Annotated in this window: 20 protein-coding genes; 7 read left to right on the top strand and 13 right to left on the bottom strand. The window is 61.9% G+C overall.

What is annotated here, in order from left to right:
• The first annotated feature begins 102 nt into the window (after positions 1 to 102).
• The 4 genes from AC3WJW_RS20930 (at position 103) to AC3WJW_RS20915 (ending at position 2,218) form a co-directional block, all read left to right on the top strand.
• Entirely contained in the window at positions 103 to 393 is a 291-nt protein-coding gene (locus AC3WJW_RS20930; RefSeq protein ID WP_493727209.1) for a DUF7693 family protein, read from the top strand.
• 81 nt (positions 394 to 474) lie between these two features.
• A complete protein-coding gene (locus AC3WJW_RS20925) occupies positions 475 to 1,047 on the top strand; it encodes a chorismate mutase (RefSeq protein WP_493727208.1) in 573 nt (190 codons plus the stop codon).
• Between the two features lie 6 nt (positions 1,048 to 1,053).
• Positions 1,054 to 1,797, top strand: a complete 744-nt coding sequence (locus tag AC3WJW_RS20920) for an SGNH/GDSL hydrolase family protein (RefSeq protein ID WP_493727207.1) — start codon at positions 1,054 to 1,056, stop codon at positions 1,795 to 1,797.
• On the top strand, positions 1,790 to 2,218 hold the full coding sequence (locus AC3WJW_RS20915; RefSeq protein WP_493727206.1) for a nuclear transport factor 2 family protein: 429 nt from the start codon (positions 1,790 to 1,792) through the stop codon (positions 2,216 to 2,218). Before AC3WJW_RS20920 ends, AC3WJW_RS20915 begins: the two co-directional genes overlap by 8 nt.
• 138 nt (positions 2,219 to 2,356) lie before the next feature.
• On the opposite strand, the gene AC3WJW_RS20910 is transcribed toward AC3WJW_RS20915, so the two are convergent.
• Genes AC3WJW_RS20910 through AC3WJW_RS20895 form a run of 4 tightly spaced genes read right to left on the bottom strand, consistent with a single transcriptional unit; the run spans position 2,357 to position 6,598 of the window.
• Positions 2,357 to 3,481 (bottom strand): agmatine deiminase family protein, encoded by a 1,125-nt coding sequence (locus AC3WJW_RS20910; protein ID WP_493727205.1) that lies wholly within the window; start codon positions 3,479 to 3,481, stop codon positions 2,357 to 2,359.
• Between the two features lie 49 nt (positions 3,482 to 3,530).
• Positions 3,531 to 4,631, bottom strand: coding sequence for an extracellular solute-binding protein (locus AC3WJW_RS20905; protein WP_493727204.1), 1,101 nt, complete (start codon positions 4,629 to 4,631; stop codon positions 3,531 to 3,533).
• Position 4,632: 1 nt separating this feature from the next.
• The gene (gene aguB, locus AC3WJW_RS20900) at positions 4,633 to 5,541 is read right to left on the bottom strand and encodes an N-carbamoylputrescine amidase (RefSeq protein ID WP_493727203.1); all 909 of its coding nucleotides are present in this window, start codon (positions 5,539 to 5,541) and stop codon (positions 4,633 to 4,635) included.
• Positions 5,542 to 5,545: 4 nt separating this feature from the next.
• Complete coding sequence (locus tag AC3WJW_RS20895) at positions 5,546 to 6,598, bottom strand: agmatine deiminase family protein (protein ID WP_493727202.1); 1,053 nt, start codon at positions 6,596 to 6,598, stop codon at positions 5,546 to 5,548.
• Between the two features lie 134 nt (positions 6,599 to 6,732).
• Here AC3WJW_RS20895 and AC3WJW_RS20890 point away from each other — a divergent pair, with 134 nt between their 5' ends.
• Entirely contained in the window at positions 6,733 to 7,590 is an 858-nt protein-coding gene (locus AC3WJW_RS20890; protein ID WP_493727201.1) for a LysR substrate-binding domain-containing protein, read from the top strand.
• Here AC3WJW_RS20890 and AC3WJW_RS20885 read toward each other — a convergent pair whose 3' ends face one another.
• The 4 genes from AC3WJW_RS20885 to AC3WJW_RS20870 form a co-directional block, all read right to left on the bottom strand.
• Complete coding sequence (locus tag AC3WJW_RS20885; RefSeq protein WP_429395551.1) at positions 7,591 to 7,980, bottom strand: c-type cytochrome; 390 nt, start codon at positions 7,978 to 7,980, stop codon at positions 7,591 to 7,593.
• Positions 7,981 to 8,167: 187 nt separating this feature from the next.
• Positions 8,168 to 8,560 (bottom strand): DUF1801 domain-containing protein, encoded by a 393-nt coding sequence (locus AC3WJW_RS20880; protein WP_493727200.1) that lies wholly within the window; start codon positions 8,558 to 8,560, stop codon positions 8,168 to 8,170.
• A gap of 62 nt (positions 8,561 to 8,622) precedes the next feature.
• Positions 8,623 to 9,066: an arsenate reductase ArsC gene (locus AC3WJW_RS20875; protein WP_493727199.1), complete on the bottom strand. Its 444-nt coding sequence runs from the start codon at positions 9,064 to 9,066 to the stop codon at positions 8,623 to 8,625.
• Between the two features lie 24 nt (positions 9,067 to 9,090).
• On the bottom strand, positions 9,091 to 10,020 hold the full coding sequence (locus AC3WJW_RS20870; protein WP_493727198.1) for a Ppx/GppA phosphatase family protein: 930 nt from the start codon (positions 10,018 to 10,020) through the stop codon (positions 9,091 to 9,093).
• A gap of 176 nt (positions 10,021 to 10,196) precedes the next feature.
• On the opposite strand from AC3WJW_RS20870, the gene ppk2 reads away from it, so the two are divergent.
• Positions 10,197 to 11,114 carry a polyphosphate kinase 2 gene (gene ppk2, locus AC3WJW_RS20865; RefSeq protein WP_493727197.1) on the top strand — a complete coding sequence of 306 codons (918 nt, stop codon included), beginning with the start codon at positions 10,197 to 10,199 and terminating at the stop codon, positions 11,112 to 11,114.
• A gap of 272 nt (positions 11,115 to 11,386) precedes the next feature.
• Here the strand turns inward: ppk2 and AC3WJW_RS20860 are convergent, their stop codons facing one another.
• Both AC3WJW_RS20860 and AC3WJW_RS20855 read right to left on the bottom strand, forming a co-directional pair.
• A complete protein-coding gene (locus tag AC3WJW_RS20860; RefSeq protein ID WP_095966456.1) occupies positions 11,387 to 11,725 on the bottom strand; it encodes a hypothetical protein in 339 nt (112 codons plus the stop codon).
• A 40-nt stretch (positions 11,726 to 11,765) separates the two neighbouring features.
• Positions 11,766 to 12,428 carry an ATPase gene (locus AC3WJW_RS20855; RefSeq protein WP_493727196.1) on the bottom strand — a complete coding sequence of 221 codons (663 nt, stop codon included), beginning with the start codon at positions 12,426 to 12,428 and terminating at the stop codon, positions 11,766 to 11,768.
• Positions 12,429 to 12,658: 230 nt separating this feature from the next.
• Here AC3WJW_RS20855 and AC3WJW_RS20850 point away from each other — a divergent pair, with 230 nt between their 5' ends.
• Complete coding sequence (locus AC3WJW_RS20850) at positions 12,659 to 12,964, top strand: NIPSNAP family protein (protein WP_007980671.1); 306 nt, start codon at positions 12,659 to 12,661, stop codon at positions 12,962 to 12,964.
• Between the two features lie 13 nt (positions 12,965 to 12,977).
• On the opposite strand, the gene AC3WJW_RS20845 is transcribed toward AC3WJW_RS20850, so the two are convergent.
• From AC3WJW_RS20845 to AC3WJW_RS20835, 3 genes are all read right to left on the bottom strand, one after another.
• Positions 12,978 to 13,436: a GNAT family N-acetyltransferase gene (locus AC3WJW_RS20845; RefSeq protein ID WP_493727195.1), complete on the bottom strand. Its 459-nt coding sequence runs from the start codon at positions 13,434 to 13,436 to the stop codon at positions 12,978 to 12,980.
• Positions 13,437 to 13,602: 166 nt separating this feature from the next.
• Entirely contained in the window at positions 13,603 to 15,291 is a 1,689-nt protein-coding gene (gene betA / locus AC3WJW_RS20840) for a choline dehydrogenase (protein WP_007980667.1), read from the bottom strand.
• Positions 15,292 to 15,293: 2 nt separating this feature from the next.
• Positions 15,294 to 16,868 carry a purine-cytosine permease family protein gene (locus AC3WJW_RS20835; RefSeq protein ID WP_493727194.1) on the bottom strand — a complete coding sequence of 525 codons (1,575 nt, stop codon included), beginning with the start codon at positions 16,866 to 16,868 and terminating at the stop codon, positions 15,294 to 15,296.
• Positions 16,869 to 16,900: the final 32 nt, after the last annotated feature.

Below are 16,900 nucleotides of genomic sequence, written 5' to 3'. Positions count from 1 at the left end.
CCGCTGGTGGCTCGCGGCGTGAAGCCCGGCCTCATGAGCCGGGCTTCTATGCGCGCTGATGATTTATCCTGTGCCTCCCCCGATTCCATCCCGGAGACACCTGTGCCCGCCCTCACCGCCCGCGAGGTTTACCAGCCGTTGCGCGATGCCGCCCAGGGTATTCGCACCTTCACGCGTATCGATGAACACTGCATGTCGAACCTTGTACGGGTCGACATCGACGGCTGGCGCCTGTTGCTCGATGTCGACGCCGGCCACTTGCGCCACTGCCTGCACGGCCAATGCCCCGATGGCCGCGAGTATGCGTGCGACAGCGGGCAGCGCTTCGGCACCGACCCGGTGAGTTTGCTCAGCACCTGGGAACTGGCGCAGATTGAACGGTTGCTGGCCTGAATCATTCGCAACCTGTCGTTCCCTGGCCGCACTTGTGATACACAAGCCGGAGTGTTTTTTGCGTCCAAGGAGATTCCGTCCATGCCCCGTTCCCCACGCCTTTCGCACTGGCTGGCCTGCACCCTGCTCGGTTTGTTCGCTGGCGGTGCCCAGGCCGGCACGACGCCCCCGGCCCCCGATGCCCTGCAACCCTTGCTGGCGACGATGGATGAGCGCTTGTACATCAGTGAGCTGGTGGCGCTGACCAAGTGGGACAGCGGTAAACCGGTCCAGGACAATGCCCGGGAAGCGCAAGTCATCGCCAACGCACGCAAGCAGGCGGACCAGCGCAAGCTCGACCCCGACGATGTCGCCGACCTGATCACCGCCCAGATCGAAGCCAGCAAACTGGTGCAATACGGCCGGCTCGCGCAATGGCAAGCGGCGCACGAGGCACCAGACACACCACGACCGGACCTCAACAACGACATCCGGCCCAAACTCGACAAGCTGCAGAACCTGCTGCTCAATCAGTACGCCGCGTTCCTGCCTTACCGCAACGACCCGAACTGCCCGCAATGGCTGGCCACCGAACGCTCGGCGCTGATCAAGGATTACCTGCATGGACAGGCGATGATTCGTGCGACCGGGGAGCTGTGTATTGCGGGGCGATAACGTCATATGAGCCGGGTTGAAACCCTCGCCAAAATCCTGCTCGGCCCGGTGTTGCTGATGCAGGGCCTGTACACGCGACGGGTGACGCCCAGGTTGCCGGAGGCCGAGGGTGAACGCCAGGGCGAGGCCGGTAGCGGCGACGTTCTGCGGTTGTTGATTGTCGGCGACAGCGCTGCGGCGGGGGTGGGGGCGGCGACTCAAGGCGAGGCGCTCAGCGGTCGGCTGGTCGAGCGCCTGGCCGAGGATTACCGGGTGTCGTGGAAACTCTGGGCGCGCACCGGTCTGGACTCGCAAGGGTTGCTGGAGCTGCTCGAACAGCACGCCCCCGAGCCGTTCGATGTGGCGCTGTTGTCGATTGGCGTCAACGATGTCACCAGCTCGCTCCCCCTGGATCAGTGGCTCGCTCGGCAACAGCGATTGATGGCGCTGTTGTGCGACAGGTTCGCGGTGAGGCAGGTTGTGGTGTCGCCGCTTCCGCCGATGCATTTGTTCCCCGCCCTGCCACAGCCGCTGCGCTGGTTTCTGGGGTTCAGGGCAAGTCGTTTCAACGCACGGCTTGCGGATCTGGCCGCCGGCGTGGATCAATGCACGATGCTGACCACCCCGCTGGCGCCCGAACCGGGCTTGATGGCCAGCGATGGTTTTCATCCGGGGCCGATGCTTTATCGTCAATGGGCCGACGATGCCGCCAGGGTGATCGACCAACGCTTTCGCACCACAACAATAAAAACAGGAGTTGAAGATGTCTGAACTGAACCTGAACCCCAATGTCGCCGCGTCCCTGAAGCAGTGGCACGCGATGCTCGGCAACCGCGACTTGAGCGCTTTGCCCGAACTGCTCGATCCGCAGGCGGTGTTCCGCTCGCCGATGGCGCACACGCCGTATCCGGGGGCGCCGGTGGTGTCGATGATCCTCAACACGGTCATGACCGTGTTCGAGGATTTTGCCTATCACCGCGAGCTGGCGACGGCGGATGGCTTGAACGTGATTCTCGAATTCAGCGCCAGGGTCGGCGAGAAAGAGCTCAAGGGCATCGACATGATCCGCTTCAACGAACAGGGCAGGATTGTCGAGTTTGAGGTGATGGTGCGGCCGCTGAGTGGCTTGCAGGCGTTGGGTGAGGAAATGGGGCGGCGCCTGGGTGCTTATCTGAAGGCGAGTAAGGCCTGATTTATCTGATTCACCAAAAATTCCCTGTGGGAGCGAGCCTGCTCGCGAAGGCGGTGGGTCAGTGAACAATATATTGACTGACACTCCGCCTTCGCGAGCAGGCTCGCTCCCACAGGTTTTGTGTAGAGCCTGAAATCATCACACCATCGGCTGGTGACTGGTCACGCAGTGTATGCCGCCACCACCGGCGGAGATCGCGTCGATGTCGAGCTGCACCACTTCACGGTCAGGATAGAGTTCGGACAGCAGGTCGAAGGCCTTGGCATCCGCTTTCTTGTCGCCGAATTGCGGCGCAATGATCGCGCCGTTGATCACGAAGTAGTTGATGTAGCCGGCGGCGAAGTCCGGGTTGTTCTTGCTGAACCGGCTGTTGCGCGGGTTGAGCGGTGGCGAAACGGTATGCACCTGCAATTTGCGGCCATCGGCATCCGTGGCGTTTTCCAGGATCTGCAGATGGGCGCGAGTGACCTTGTAGTCGTAGGACTCGGGGTCGTTGTCGAGGTTGGCGATCACCACCCCGGGCTTGACGAAGCGCGCATAGAAGTCGACGTGGGCGTCGGTGATGTCCTTGCCCTTGATGCCCGGCAGCCAGATGATTTTGCGCAGGCCCAGGCGTTCCTTCAGCTCCGCTTCGACCTCGGCCTTGCTCCAGTCGGGGTTACGATTGCGGTTGATCCAGCTGCTTTCGGTCATGATCCCGGTGCCGTGGCCGTCCACTTCGATGCCACCGCCCTCGCCTACCAGTTCGCTGCGCTGGTACTCGGCCTTGGCGTTTTCCGCGACCTGGGCGGCCAATTGCGCATCGTCCTCATGCTGCTGTTTGTTGCCCCAGCCGTTGAAGTTGAAGTCCACAGCGCCGAGGTTGCCGTTGTCATCGACGACAAAATTGGCGCCGATGTCGCGCATCCAGATGTCGTCCAGTTCGGTGATCACGAAGGTGGTGTTGCGGCTGCCGCATTTGGCTTCGGCCAGGCGCCGTTCGCTCTGGCGACAGAACACCGTGACCGGCTCGTATTGGGCGATGCTGCGGGCGATCCGGCCAAGGGCGTCTTGCACGTGGGGCGTGAAGTCCTCCCAGATCGCGGCCTGTGCCCCGAAGGCGATGAAGGCCCGCTGGTGTTCTTCACCTTCATCGGGCATGTACCAGTTGCCTTTGCCGGCCGCGCGTACCGGCAGAGCGGCAAAGCCCAATCCCATGGACGCCACCGCGCCCAGTCCGGCGATGACCGATACCTGCTTGATGAATGTTCGACGTGTCGGCATATGTGTTCCTGCAATCCGGGGTTTGGCCGGCCCTCGGGCCGGCCGGTGATCAATTGACGGTAGCGGTCTTGAACTTGGTCCAGGTACGCATGCGGGCACGCATGTCGGCCTGGGGAATGTCCTTGCCGGGAATCAGCCGCGCGTAGGTGGCTTCATCGATGTAGATGTCCGGGTTGTTGCGCATCGCGGCATCGACGTCCGGGCGCGCCTTGGCGTTGGAGGTCGGATAGCCGGTGAAGTTGCTGATGGCCGCCATGTTTTCCGGGCGCATCACGAAATTGATGAAAGCGTAGGCGTATTCCGGGTGCCGGGCGTCGACGGGAATGGCCATGGTGTCCATCCACACCGTGGTGCCTTCGCGGGGAATGCGGTAGTGGAAAGTGGTTTTCTTGCCGGCGCTGTCGGCCGTGCGCTGCGCCTGGGTCATGTCGCCGCTGTAGCCGAGGGACATGCACAGGTTGCCATTGACCAGGTCGGTCACCGGTTGCGACTGGAATTTGCGCACGTACGGCCGCATCTTCATCAGCAACTCACTGGCCGCCGCCAGGTCCGCCGGTTTGCCGCTACGCGGGTCGCGGCCGAGGTAGTTGAGCACCACCGCCAGCACTTCGTCCGGCGAGTCGATCATCGAGATGCCGCAATCGGCAAACTTCGCCGCCAGCTCCGGCTTGAACAGCATGTCCAGGCTGTTGACCGGTGCGTCCGGCGCACGCTGGGCGATCTGTTCGGCGTTGTAGGTCAGGCCGATGGTGCCCCAGGTGTAGGGGACCGTGGCTTGGCTCGAATGCTCATAGTGCGAGCGCAGCTTCTGCAACCCGGGCTCGACATCGTTCAGGGCAGTGATTCTGGACTGATCCAGCGGTTGCAGGCTGCCGGCGCGCACCAGGCGCTCGGCCACGGTGTCACCGGGGAAGATCAGGTCGTAACCGCTGCCACCGGCGAGCATCTTGGCTTCCAGGGTTTCACTGCCGTCCATGACATCGTAGATCACCTTGATCCCGGTTTCGGCGGTGAACCTGCTGAGGGTGTCCTCGGCAAAATAGTCGGCCCAGTTGTACAGCCGCAGGGTTTTCTCCTCGGCATGCAGCGCAGGCACCGCACAGCTCAGCGCCAGCCCCATGGCCAGGCACAGCTTGTTGATCGTGTTCATGTCACACCCCTTGGGTTGCCCAGCGTGAGTGGATCTGACGACCGTCCTGGGTCAGCAAGGCGCCGTACATGTCCGGACGGCGGTCGCGGTAGATGCCCCAGGTCAGGCGGTCTTCGCGCATGGCCGCCAGGTCCAGGGTGTGGACCAGCACGCCGGTGCTGTCGCGGTCGGCTTCGGCGAGCAACTTGCCCTTGTGATTGCAGATGAACGACGAGCCGTAGAAGCTCATTTGCAGGGTCGGGTCGGTAGTCGCCGCTTCCCGGCCGACACGGTTGGCCGCCACCACGGGCAGCAGGTTGGCGGCGGCGTGGCCGCGCATGGTCATCTGCCAGTGATCGCGGGAATCCAGGGCGGCACAGCCAGGCTCCGAGCCGATGGCGGTCGGGAACAGCAGCACTTCGGCGCCCATCAAGGCCAGGCAGCGCGCGGTCTCGGGGAACCACTGGTCCCAGCAGATGCCCAGGCCGATGCGCCCGAACGCGGTGTCCCAGACCCGGAACCCGCTGTCGCCGGGGCTGAAGTATTCCTTCTCCTGATAGCCGATGGCGTTGGGGATGTGGGTCTTGCGATACACGCCCAACAGGCGCCCGTCGGCGTCGGCCACGCTCAACGAATTGAAGTAGGCATTGCCGGCCTTCTCGTACCAGCTCAGCGGCAGCACCACGCCCAACTCTTTGGCCAATGCGGCAAAGCGCTTGAGCACGTGGCTGTCGCGATACTCCTCGGCCAGGGCCAGGTGCTTGTGGTGTTGCTCGATGCAGAAGTACGGCGTCGCGAACAGCTCCTGCAACAGGATGACCTGCGCGCCCTTGGCCGCGGCCTCGCGGACCAGTTGCTCGGCCTGGTCGAGGTTGTGTTTCAGGTCCCAGGTGCAGGGCATTTGCGTGGTGGCAATGGTCAACAGTGTCATGGCATCAACCCCGCACCGGCCAGGCCGGCTGTTGCTGGGTGATGCAATGCACACCGCCGCCGCCATGGGCCAGATGGTTGATCCGCACCGGCACCACTTCGCGACCGGGGAACGCCTGCGCCAATACTTCGGCAGCGACCTTGTCGGCATCGATGCCGTAGGCCGGCATGATGATCGCGCCGTTGGCGATGTAGAAATTGGTGTAAGAGGCGCAGAACACTTCGGCCTCGGTGTCCACCGCGTCGGTGGCTTCATAGAGTTCGATCAGCTCGAATTTGCGGCCTTGGGCATCGGTGGCCAGTTCAAGGGCGCGACGGTTCTCCCGGGCAACTTCGGCGTACACCGATTGTTGGTCGTGGGTGGCATCCACCAGCAACACGCCAGGGCGGGCAAAGGCGCACACGCCATCGACGTGGCCATCGGTCATGTCACCGGTCACGTAGTCCGGATCGCCCGGCAGCCAGATGGTTTTCTTCACGCCCAACAGGCGGGTGAAGATCTCTTCGATCTCGGCCTTGGTCACACCCGGGTTGCGGTTAGGGTTGAGCAGCACCGACTCGGTGGTGATCAGCGTGCCCTCGCCGTCCACATGGATGGCGCCCCCCTCGTTGCTCAGCGCGGTGCCGAAACACTCCAGGCCCAGATGGTTGAGCGCGCGGCGGGCCAGGCTTTCGTCCAGATCGTGAGCCGACTTGCCACCCCACGCATTGAAGCGCCAGCTCACACCGGCCAGGCCTTGCTGCGGGTGGCAGACGAAGCTCGGGCCGGAATCGCGGCACCAGCTGTCGTTGACTGCCAGTTCGATCAACTCGATGTTCGGCCCGCACAAGGCTTTGGCGCTGGCGACCGCTGAAGGATCGACCACCAGTTTCACCGGCTCGAAACGGGCGATGGCGTTGGCCACCCGGGCGAAGTCCTCTTGAACCTGGGGCAGCGTCACCCGCCAGCCCGACTCCCACAGGGTCTTGTTGTGCGGCCAGACCATCCAGGTGGCGGCGTGAGTGACCCATTCGGCCGGCATCGTCCAACCGCTGTTTTGAATACCGTTCTGCTGCATGACAAGTACCTCTGAGTTAAGTCATTGTGTTCAATGAAAACGCCCTTGGCGGTCTTGGCATGCATGCTACGGCTCGTAAAACGGGCAAACAAACGATGGATTTTGCAGGCAACTGATTAGAGGAACTTATCAATATGCTCAAACACTGGCCGCCCCTGAGCACCCTGCGCGGCTTCGAAGCCGCCGCCCGGCTGGGCAGTTTTCACAAGGCCGCCGAAGAGTTGCACCTCACCCAGTCGGCGATCAGCCAGCAAATCCGCAGCCTTGAAGCGTACCTGGAGCAACCACTGTTCTATCGCAGCGGGCGCAGCGTCAGCCTGACCGATGCCGGTCACGATCTGCTCAGCACCACCCAGGCGTTGTTGCAGCAACTGGCGGTGGGCATTCGCCGGTTGGGGCAATACCAGAAACCCAATCAACTGGTGCTCAACACCACCCCCGCGTTTGCCCGGCACTGGTTGTTGCCACGCCTGGGGGATTTCCGTCGACAGCATCCGCAGGTCGATTTGTGGATCTTCAGCACCGATGAGGTGCCGGACATGGCCAGCCAGACCATCGACCTGGCGGTGCGCGACGACATCAGTTCCCAGGCCGAATGCAGTTTCAAGGTGCTGCACGCCGACCGCCTCTATCCGGCGTGTCACCCGAGCCTGTTGGCCGTGCCGGTGCAACATCGCACCACCCTGCATGGCGAGCGGGAAATGGACTGGAGCCACTGGGCGGTGGAATCGGGCATCGATGTGGGGCAGATGGATCAGGGGCTGAACTTTTCCGATCCGGGGCTGCTGCTGGACGCCGCCTGCACCGGGCTGGGCATTGCGCTGGTGAGCCAGTTGCTGAGCCGGCAGGCGCGGGCCACCGGGCTGTTGCAACCGATGGTGGAACAAACCATCCGCGGCCCGAACTGGGCGCTGCTGACCCACCGTGACAGCGAAAACACGGCGATGGCGCGCAGCTTCACTCAATGGCTGGTGGAGAACCTGGGCGAGTGATTACTGCGCCGGAAATGTTTGCAGATAGGCCAACAGGTCTTCGATTTTTTCCGGATCGCTGAGGCCCCAGAAAATCATGCGCGTGCCGGGCACCACTTTCTTCGGCGCCTCGAGGTAGGCGATCAGGGTTTCGCGATCCCAGACCAGGTTGGCGGATTTCATCGCGTCGGAATACACGTAGTCCGTGGTGACGGCCGAGTGGCGACCGATCACGCCATTGAGCTGCGGGCCGAAGAAGGCGCGAGCCGATTCGCCGATCTGATGGCAGCCGCTGCAGAGGCGCTTGAACACTTTCTCCCCGGCCTGGACATCGCCCGCAGCCAGGGTGGGTGTGCTGAACAGGCCAGCGGTGAGCGCCAGGGCGAAAGTCAGGGCGGCGATTTTCTTCATGTTGCGGTTCCAGTCTGCGAAGGCTCGCTATTGGAACATGACAGCTGAGCATATCCAAAATGGTCAGGTGGGCACGGCCCGATGTGGGAGCGAGCCTGCTCGCGAATTCGGTGTGTCAGTCGACATTGATTTTGAATGTCAGTCCGCATTCGCGAGCAGGCTCGCTCCCACAGGGGGCTTGGCGAGCTTACTTCCTGGTGCGGGATGTATTGAGTTCAATCGCCGCCTGAATCAACGCCGTCAGCGCCTTTTCATCGATCTGCTCGCCCTCGCGAACATCGATGGCACGTCGGGTATTGCCTTCAAGGCTTGCATTGAACAGCTTCGACGGGTCGTCCAGCGATGCGCCCTTGGCGAAGGTCAGCTTCACCACTTGCTTGTAGGTCTCGCCGGTACAGAGGATGCCGGCACGGGACCACACCGGCACGCGCCACTTCCACTCTTCGATCACTTCGGGGTCGGCCTGCCGGATGATCTTGCGAAGGCGGGCCAGGGTTTCGCCGCGCCAGTCGGCCAGTTCGCGGATTCGCTCGTCGATCAGTGCCGAGGCTTCGCTGGATTCAACCTTGTCCGTTTTCATCACTGTCTGCACCCTCATCATGATGGTTGTGACCGATGAGGGTAGACGCTGTTGGCGGCTTTTCAGGAATCGCTGACTGACGGTGCCTGGGACAGGGGGCGGGTTTTCACGGTGATGAACATTTTGATGCGGTCGCCGATTTCCTGGAGGGTATGGCGGAACGGGTCGTGTCTTTCGCTGGTGGTCGGGTCTTCGAAACTCCAGACCATCACTTCACCGGTAAACGGCATGCGCGCGGCCTCTTCGGAGGACTTGTCGCACAGGGTGATGACGTAGTCGAACTCCTGCCCTTCGAAATCCTCGAGGGACTTGCTGCGCAAGCCGCTGGCATCGACATGGATGTGTTCGAGGGATTCGAAGGTGCGTGGATCGATCTCGGTGGCCTCAAGCCCGGCGCTGAAGGCCAGGAAGTCGGCAGGGTCGGTGTGGCGAAGCAAGGCTTCGACCATGGGTGAGCGGACATCGTTTCTGGCGCAGACGAACAGCACGCGACGTGGTTCGGTCATGGGTTTACCTCGGCTGGCAGGTTGTCAGTGTTTGTTCATCAATCCATGCAATACGCCGAGCCGCAATCCCGGTTCAGACGCAATCATATGCGTGATCCCGAACACCTTGAACGCCGCCAGCATCACCACCAGGCCACCGGGCAGAATGCTCAGGCGGTGGGTGGGCAGACCGGCCAGCTTGAGGTGTTTCACATGTTTGACTTCCAGCAGGCGCAACGACAGGCGCAACAGGCCGCCGTAGGTGATGCCGCTTAGCCCGTCATCGTTCAGGCCATTGGCCTTGAGCACCTTGGCCAGCATCCGCGCCGTCCCGGAAGAGCCGATCGCCTGCTGCCAGCCCATGGCGCGGTAGCGGCGGGCAATGCGTTCGAATTGCACCGTGGCCGCACGTTCGGCCTCCAGCAACGCTTCGGCCAGGATCCGCCCGCCGTGGAAGTAATGCGCACCGAAGGTGCCGCTGCCGATGGCAATGCTTTCGGTAACCAGAAGTTGGTCGCCACGGCCGATGATCATTTCCGTGGAGCCACCGCCGATATCCACCACCAGCCGCGTGGTTTGCGCCGGCAAGGTATGGGCGACGCCGGCGTAGACCAGTTGCGCCTCTTCGTGACCGGAAATGACGTCGATGCGAAAGCCCAGGTGACGCTCGGCACTGGCCAGGAACAGCGGCGCGTTGTCCGCCTCGCGCACGGCACTGGTGGCCACCGCGCGCACGCGTCCGGCCTCGAAACCGCGCAACTTCCTGCCGAACCGCGCCAGCGCCTGCCAGCCACGGTCCAGCGCCAACTCATCGAGCGCCCCGCCCTGCAGGCCTTCGGCCAGACGCACCGGTTCGCGCAGGGTCTTCACTTCCTGAATGACCATCTGCTGGTTTCGTCTCACCGACTGACCAATCATCAGGCGAAACGCATTGGAACCCAGGTCGATGGCGGCAAACAGCGGGGCGTCTTTCATAGGGGTTCCTTGCACATTCATCTGCCGGCGGACTGACGGCCGTCGGGCACTCAAGACGGATTGCGAGGATCTTGCCATGGCTTCGATGACACCCATGTGACACCGCTGGGCATCACTACTTCGTAACAAACTGTGACTAGCATCGGCTGTGCCACCCATGACGCGAGTGTCTCACCATGCTTTCCAATCAGGACACCTTGATCCAGCGCATCCACCGCGAGCTGCTCGATATCAGTGACGAAGAACTGGAACTGGAATTATCGGAAGACGGACACCACCTGGACGCACTGTTCGATGAACACATCGAGGATGGCAGCGAGAAAGAAGCCCGGCGCCGTTACTTCGCCGAACTGTTTCGCCTGCAAGGCGAACTGGTGAAGCTGCAAAGCTGGGTGGTCAAGACCGGGCACAAAGTGGTGATCCTGTTCGAAGGCCGCGATGCCGCCGGCAAGGGTGGCGTGATCAAGCGCATCACCCAGCGCCTCAACCCCCGGGTCTGCCGGGTGGCCGCCCTGCCCGCCCCCAACGATCGCGAACGCACGCAGTGGTATTTCCAGCGCTACGTGTCGCACCTGCCCGCTGCCGGGGAAATCGTGCTGTTCGACCGCAGCTGGTACAACCGCGCCGGCGTTGAAAAGGTCATGGGGTTCTGCAATGACGACCAGTACGAAGAGTTCTTCCGCACCGTGCCGGAATTCGAGCGGATGCTTGCCCGCTCCGGTATCCAGTTGATCAAGTACTGGTTCTCGATTTCCGACCAGGAACAGAATCTGCGCTTTCTCAGCCGCATTCACGACCCGCTCAAGCAGTGGAAACTCAGCCCCATGGACCTGGAGTCACGCCGTCGCTGGGAGGCCTATACCAAGGCCAAGGAAATCATGCTCGAGCGCACCCACATCGCCGAAGCGCCCTGGTGGGTGGTGCAGGCCGACGACAAGAAGAAGGCCCGGCTCAACTGCATCCATCACCTGCTCAGCCAGATGCCTTATGAAGAGGTCGAGTTGCCGGTGATCGAATTGCCGCAGCGCGAGCGCCAGAAAGACTATTCGCGGGGGCCTGTGCCGCAGGAAATCATCGTGCCGGAGGTTTACTGACAATCAGTTTGCTCAACTCAAAACCTGTGGCGAGGGAGCTTGCTCCCGCTCGGCTGCGCAGCAGTCGTGAATCAGAACAACGCGGTATGCCTGAAAAACCGCGATGGATGGTTTTGGGGTCGCTTCGCAACCCAGCGGGAGCAAGCTCCCTCGCCACAATTGTGCATTTGTCATCGAATCGTCATGAAGTGGGCGCCATACTCAGCTCATCCAATGCGTGCTTTAACTTTCTGCTGCCTCTCCCGGCGGCTTTTTTTTGCCTGAAATTGCGCTTACAGGCATTCCTGCGCCGCACGCTCGAAACTGGACGGCACGAAGGTCGACGCCAGCAGCTTGCGCTCGTACAGGAACACCTTGCCGCCGTTCGAGGCCTTGTAGGTTTCAAGCACGTTGTCCGCCGCCACTTTGCTCGATACGACAATCCGGTAGCTGCGCTGGGTCTGCGAGACCGTGGGCGCCAGTGCATCGTGCTGCAACTTCGGCACCACGCAATGGGTGTACGCCTCGGGCGACTTGCTGGTCTGCAAGGTCAGCGTCGGATTGTTCGGTGTGGCACAACCGGCCAGCAACAGCGAGGCGAAGGCCAGGGTCGGGGCAAAAAAAGTGCGCATGAATCAGGTCCTGAAAAGCAATCTATGGTGAATTGGCTGGTTAATGGGTTGCTGCGGTCAATCCGGCGGAGACCAGCGCGCTCAACGACGCATCGAACTGTTTCAGCGCGGTCAGTTGCAGGTCGCGTTGCTGTTCGATTTGCGCGGCAATCTCGGGCGCGGTCTTGTCATGCACCCACACCGACGGCAGCTGTTTTTCCACTGCGCCTTCGGCCTTGCCGATGTATTGCAGGCCGGCGTCGTAGAACCGCGCGGCGAAACGCGCCTCGACCCGGTCATTTCGCTGGGTCAGCAACTGGTTGTGGGTATCGAGCATCACCACCACATCGGGATGGGCCTGTACCAGGGCATCGAGGCTGTCGTAGACCGTCACCGACAGAAAGGTCTTGTGCAACGAACTCAGCAGCCAGTCGATGGCCAGTTGCGGATCGGAGCTGTCGACGAAGGCCTGGCGAATTCGCGCATCCAGTGCGTGCTTCGCGCCGTTCACGGCCACCGAGTGGTATTGCTCAAGATATTGCAGGTTTTCCACGGTGTGTTCGCTGTAGAGCACCCCGACCGTCTGCCCGTATTGCAAGCCGCCCTGGCTACCGGTGATGGGCGGCAGGTGGCAGGCGCGTGCGTCCTCGGCAAAGGCCGATGCGGTAGTCGCAACACTGCCCAGCAACAGGGCAATCACAGCCAGTCGGGTCAGGATTTTCATCGCGCAGGTTCCTTGAGCAGCGTGTTCAATGCCGGCAATTTTCCGCCTTTGCGCAAAAAACAGAACTTGCGATTCTTGATGGTGACTATTGACTGAACCAATAGTGCGGTGGCACCAGCACAGGCCTCTGGCGCAAACCTACCGGTCAATGTCGAACAAGCGACTGTGCCGGGCGCCCACTGTTGATTACAGTGGCGACTGCCCTGAAAACCTGATCAAGGAGTGAAACAATGGTGACCTGCTACCTGAAGTACGTGCTCGACCCCTACCAGCTCGACGCATTCGAGCACTACGGCAAGTTGTGGATCCCCCTGGTGGAGAAGTTCGGCGGCCAGCACCACGGCTACTTTTTGCCTTCGGAGGGCGCCAACAACATCGCCCTGGCGCTGTTCACCTTTCCCAGCCTGGCGGCCTACGAACATTACCGGCAGCAATCGATGAACGATCCGGCGTGCATCGCAGCGTTCAAATACGCCGAAGACCGGAAATTCATCCTCAGCTACGAGCGTTCATTCATGCGGCCGGTGTTTGCCTGAAAGGCTTGCTGACTCAGTCTTTTTTCAGATCCAGGCAGTAGGTGTAGTAACCGGGGTCGCGCACCCAGCCCAGGGATTCATACAGGCGCTGGGCGGTGAAATTGTCGGTGGCGGTTTCCAGGGTCATGCCTTTGCCACCGGCCAGCCTTGCAAAATCCCGGGCGGTGTTCATCAGCAAGGTGCCGACGCCTTTGCCCCGGGCAGCGGGCGTGGTGAACAGATCACCGAGCAGCCAGGTGCGATGGGCGTCGATCGAGGAAAAGGTCGGGAACAGCTGGACGAAGCCGAGGTCTTCACCGTCGGTGTCCCGGGCAAGAAAAATCACCGATTCATCCCGGGCGATGCGCTCGGCGATGAAGGCGCGGGACTGCGCCAGGTTCGACGGCTGCTCGTAGAACATCCGGTAGGCGTCAAACAGAGGGGCGATCTGGTCGATATGCGATGCGTCGGCGCGCAGGGCCTGAATAGCCATGAGGGTGCTCCATTGCGGTCTCAAGGATTTACAGACTAGCAATGGAGGTGAAGCTGAGAGGGATTTTTTCAAAGCAGGATCAAAAGATCGCAGCCTGCGGCAGCTCCTACATTGGAATGTGTTTCCCTGTAGGAGCTGCCGCAGGCTGCGATCTTTGCTTTTTGGATCAAACCCGCACGTTACGCCCTGGCAAGGAGGTCCGCTGGCTGCTTTCCCAGCCCTCCACCAGCCCCACCGGCACATCCGACGCCGGCAGCATCTGCACGCCACGTACCAGATCGGACGCCCGCTCGGCCAGCATGATGGTCGGCGCATTGAGGTTGCCGTTCGGCTCAGTCGGGAACACCGACGAATCGATCACCCGCAGACCGGCGATACCACGCACGCGCAATTCGGAGTCGACCACCGCCATGTCGTCCTCGCCCATGCGGCACGAACCGCAGGGATGGTAGGTGCTTTCCAGGTTGTCGCGCACGAAGGCGTCGAGGTCTTCATCGCTGGTCACCTGCGCGCCCGGGGCGATTTCGCCGTCGCGGAAGCGGTCCATGGCTTTCTGGCCGATGATCTCGCGGGTCAGGCGAATGCAGCGGCGGAAGCCTTCGCGGTCCTCTTCTCGCTCCAGATAGTTGAAGCGAATCTCCGGATGCTCGTACGGGTCGGCCGAGCGAACCCGCACGTAACCACGGCTTTTCGGTTTGTTGGGACCGGTGAGCACCATGAAGCCATGGCCCTTGATCGGCTTGTTGCCGTCGTAGCGCATCGCTGCCGGCAGAAAGTGGAACTGGATGTCCGGCCAACGCAGGCCCTTCTCGGAGCGGATGAAGCCACCGGCCTCGAAGTGGTTGGTGGCGCCCAGGCCGTCCTTGAACAGCAGCCAGCGCAGACCGATCATCAGCTTGCTCAGCGGGTCCATCTTGCTGTTGAGGGTCACCGGTTCCTTGCAGCCGAACTGGATGTACACCTCGGCGTGATCCTGCAGGTTCTCCCCTACCCCCGGCAGGTCATGGCGCACGCCGATCCCGGCCTTGCGCAGGACATCCGCCGGGCCGATGCCGGAGCGTTGCAGCAGGTGCGGCGAGCCGATCGGCCCGGACGAGATCAGCACTTCGCGGTTGCAAAGCACCTGGTGGGTCTGGCCGCCGTGGTCATACATGACCCCCACCGCACGTTTGCCTTCGAGGATGACCTGGCGGGTCATCGCATGGGTGATCACCGTCAGGTTCGGACGGCCCATGGCCGGACGCAGGTAGGCATTGGCCGTGGAGCAGCGCACGCCGTTTTTCACGGTCATGTGCATGGCGCCGAAACCCTCCTGCATGTAGCCGTTGCAGTCTTCGGTCTTGATGTAGCCCGCCTCCGCGCCGGCTTCGACCCACGCGCCGTACAGCGGGTTTTTCATGTGGTTGCCGTTGGTGGTGTGCAGCGGTCCGGTCTGCCCGCGATAGCTGTCACCGCCCGACTCGTAGCTCTCGGCGCGCTTGAAGTACGGCAGGCAGTTGCGATAGCCCCAGCCTTCGGCACCCAGGGATTCCCACTCGTCGAAATCCAGCGCATGGCCGCGGATATACACCAGGCCGTTGATCGAAGACGAACCGCCCAACACCTTGCCCCGTGGGCAGTGAATGCGCCGGCCGTTGAGGAAAGTCTCCGGTTCGGTCTCGTAGCGCCAGTTGTACTTCTTGGTGTTCATCGGGATCGAGAAGGCACTGGGCATCTGGATCACTACGCTCTTGTCGCTGCCGCCGAATTCCAGGACCAGCACCGAGGTGGCCGGGTCTTCGCTCAGGCGGTTGGCCAACACACAACCTGCCGAGCCTGCGCCAATGATGATGTAGTCGTATTTTTGCGTGGTCATGCTTATCTCCCGACCGTCGATTCAGTGAATACCGGCAGTGGCTGCTGTTTGTGGGTCAGCGTGTCGCCAGTGGTGTATTGCGGGGAGGTTTTTTCGATCTGCTGGATCACCGTTTCTTCCCGCTTGAGGTCGATCGAGCGGCTCAGCCAGTAGTACGCCAGGCCTGAGACGATCAGCCCGACCAGCCAGGCGATGTCGATGCTGCCCAGTGCCTTGGCGAGCGGGCCGACATACACCTCGCGCTGTTCAACGCCGTCGAAGATGTAGAAGAACGGGATCATCGAGATAAACCCGATGGCATAGGCGGCGATGCCGCGCAGTCCCCAGCTGCCATAGATGTTGCCGTGGGGCATGAAGAAGTGCGGGATGGCGTAGCGGCCTTTGCGCACGAAGAAGTAATCAGTGAGGTTGACCGAGGTCCAGGGCACCAGGAAGTACAGCATCACCACCAGGTAGATCCCCAGCACCGACAGGCCTTTGCCGGAGCTCTGGATGCTCAGGGCCACGCCCAGTTGCAGCAGGATCACGAAGCCGATGGCCAGGATGCGTGCCTTGCGGGTGGGTTCGATGTGCTTGATCGAGTCGACGCAGGTCAGCGTGGTCAGCTTGGCGCTGTAGATGTTCATCGCGATCACCGGCAGGAACGCCAGGATAGTGACGACCACCACCGCCGTGCCCATCAGTGGCGACACGGTGTTGCCGACTTGCCCCAGGGCCACCAGCACGTCAGTGGTATGCAGGTGATCGGCCAGCCAGCCACCCACGGAAATCATCCATGCACCGGACAGCGAAGCCCCGAGGAACACCACCGCGATCAGCTTGCCACTGGAAGTGTTTTTCGGCAGGTAGCGCGAGTAGTCCGACACATAGGGCGCATAGGCGATGTTGTAGCTGGCGGCCGCCGCAAACTGCGCAATGAAACCGGTCCAGTTGAAACCCAGTGGCTCCCGGGCCACTTCGCCTTCCGCGAGTGCCGGCAGCACCGCATCCGGTACCCAGCCCATCAGCACCGCCATGGTCACCAGGCCATACAGCGGCAACGACAGGAACAACGCCCATTTGAAGCTGCGGTGCATCCAGTCATGACCGAGGATTGCCAGCACCGCCGCCGGGATGGTCACCGCCACCGCGATCACCGCCGGGCTGAAACCGAACAGCGTGTGCAACCCCTGCATCATCAACACCAGATTGACGATGTTGAAGCCGGCGAACACGAACAGCGTCGCCAGCAGCACCAGGATCACCCCGCGATAACCGAACTGCGCGCGGGACTGGATCATCTGCGGCAGGCCCAGGTGCGGGCCTTGCGAACCGTGAAACGCCATGAACAGCGTGCCGAACATGATGCCCAGCGTGCCGGCGAGCGTGGTCCAGAGCGCGGTCAGACCGACGCTCGGGCCGACGAAGCCGATGGTCATGGTGAAGAAAGTGAAGTTGCCGAGGAACCAGAACGGGCCCTGGCTCGACAGTTTGTCGGTGCGCTCGTTCTCGGGGATGAAGTCGATCGAATGGCTTTCGACGACGGGTTTGTCATCGAGGCTGGACACGCTCGGGGCTGACTTGGCGTTAGTGTTCATGATGGTCTCTTATTGTTGGAAGATCATGACGA

It is taken from the genome of Pseudomonas sp. GW821-FHT07G06, assembly GCF_058986625.1.
This window is presented reverse-complemented; position numbering and strand designations above follow the sequence as displayed.

Excerpts from the sequence above, each read along its gene's own strand:
- AC3WJW_RS20905 (WP_493727204.1), bottom strand. The coding sequence starts at position 4,631 with ATGAACACGATCAACAAGCTGTGCCTGGCCATGGGGCTGGCGCTGAGC.
- betA (WP_007980667.1), bottom strand. The coding sequence starts at position 15,291 with ATGACCACGCAAAAATACGACTACATCATCATTGGCGCAGGCTCGGCA.
- AC3WJW_RS20920 (WP_493727207.1), top strand. The coding sequence starts at position 1,054 with ATGAGCCGGGTTGAAACCCTCGCCAAAATCCTGCTCGGCCCGGTGTTG.
- AC3WJW_RS20910 (WP_493727205.1), bottom strand. The coding sequence starts at position 3,481 with ATGCCGACACGTCGAACATTCATCAAGCAGGTATCGGTCATCGCCGGA.
- AC3WJW_RS20835 (WP_493727194.1), bottom strand. The coding sequence starts at position 16,868 with ATGAACACTAACGCCAAGTCAGCCCCGAGCGTGTCCAGCCTCGATGAC.
- AC3WJW_RS20850 (WP_007980671.1), top strand. The coding sequence starts at position 12,659 with ATGGTGACCTGCTACCTGAAGTACGTGCTCGACCCCTACCAGCTCGAC.
- AC3WJW_RS20915 (WP_493727206.1), top strand. The coding sequence starts at position 1,790 with ATGTCTGAACTGAACCTGAACCCCAATGTCGCCGCGTCCCTGAAGCAG.
- AC3WJW_RS20860 (WP_095966456.1), bottom strand. The coding sequence starts at position 11,725 with ATGCGCACTTTTTTTGCCCCGACCCTGGCCTTCGCCTCGCTGTTGCTG.
- AC3WJW_RS20855 (WP_493727196.1), bottom strand. The coding sequence starts at position 12,428 with ATGAAAATCCTGACCCGACTGGCTGTGATTGCCCTGTTGCTGGGCAGT.
- ppk2 (WP_493727197.1), top strand. The coding sequence starts at position 10,197 with ATGCTTTCCAATCAGGACACCTTGATCCAGCGCATCCACCGCGAGCTG.
- AC3WJW_RS20870 (WP_493727198.1), bottom strand. The coding sequence starts at position 10,020 with ATGAAAGACGCCCCGCTGTTTGCCGCCATCGACCTGGGTTCCAATGCG.
- AC3WJW_RS20890 (WP_493727201.1), top strand. The coding sequence starts at position 6,733 with ATGCTCAAACACTGGCCGCCCCTGAGCACCCTGCGCGGCTTCGAAGCC.
- AC3WJW_RS20875 (WP_493727199.1), bottom strand. The coding sequence starts at position 9,066 with ATGACCGAACCACGTCGCGTGCTGTTCGTCTGCGCCAGAAACGATGTC.
- AC3WJW_RS20880 (WP_493727200.1), bottom strand. The coding sequence starts at position 8,560 with ATGAAAACGGACAAGGTTGAATCCAGCGAAGCCTCGGCACTGATCGAC.
- AC3WJW_RS20925 (WP_493727208.1), top strand. The coding sequence starts at position 475 with ATGCCCCGTTCCCCACGCCTTTCGCACTGGCTGGCCTGCACCCTGCTC.
- AC3WJW_RS20895 (WP_493727202.1), bottom strand. The coding sequence starts at position 6,598 with ATGCAGCAGAACGGTATTCAAAACAGCGGTTGGACGATGCCGGCCGAA.
- aguB (WP_493727203.1), bottom strand. The coding sequence starts at position 5,541 with ATGACACTGTTGACCATTGCCACCACGCAAATGCCCTGCACCTGGGAC.
- AC3WJW_RS20845 (WP_493727195.1), bottom strand. The coding sequence starts at position 13,436 with ATGGCTATTCAGGCCCTGCGCGCCGACGCATCGCATATCGACCAGATC.
- AC3WJW_RS20885 (WP_429395551.1), bottom strand. The coding sequence starts at position 7,980 with ATGAAGAAAATCGCCGCCCTGACTTTCGCCCTGGCGCTCACCGCTGGC.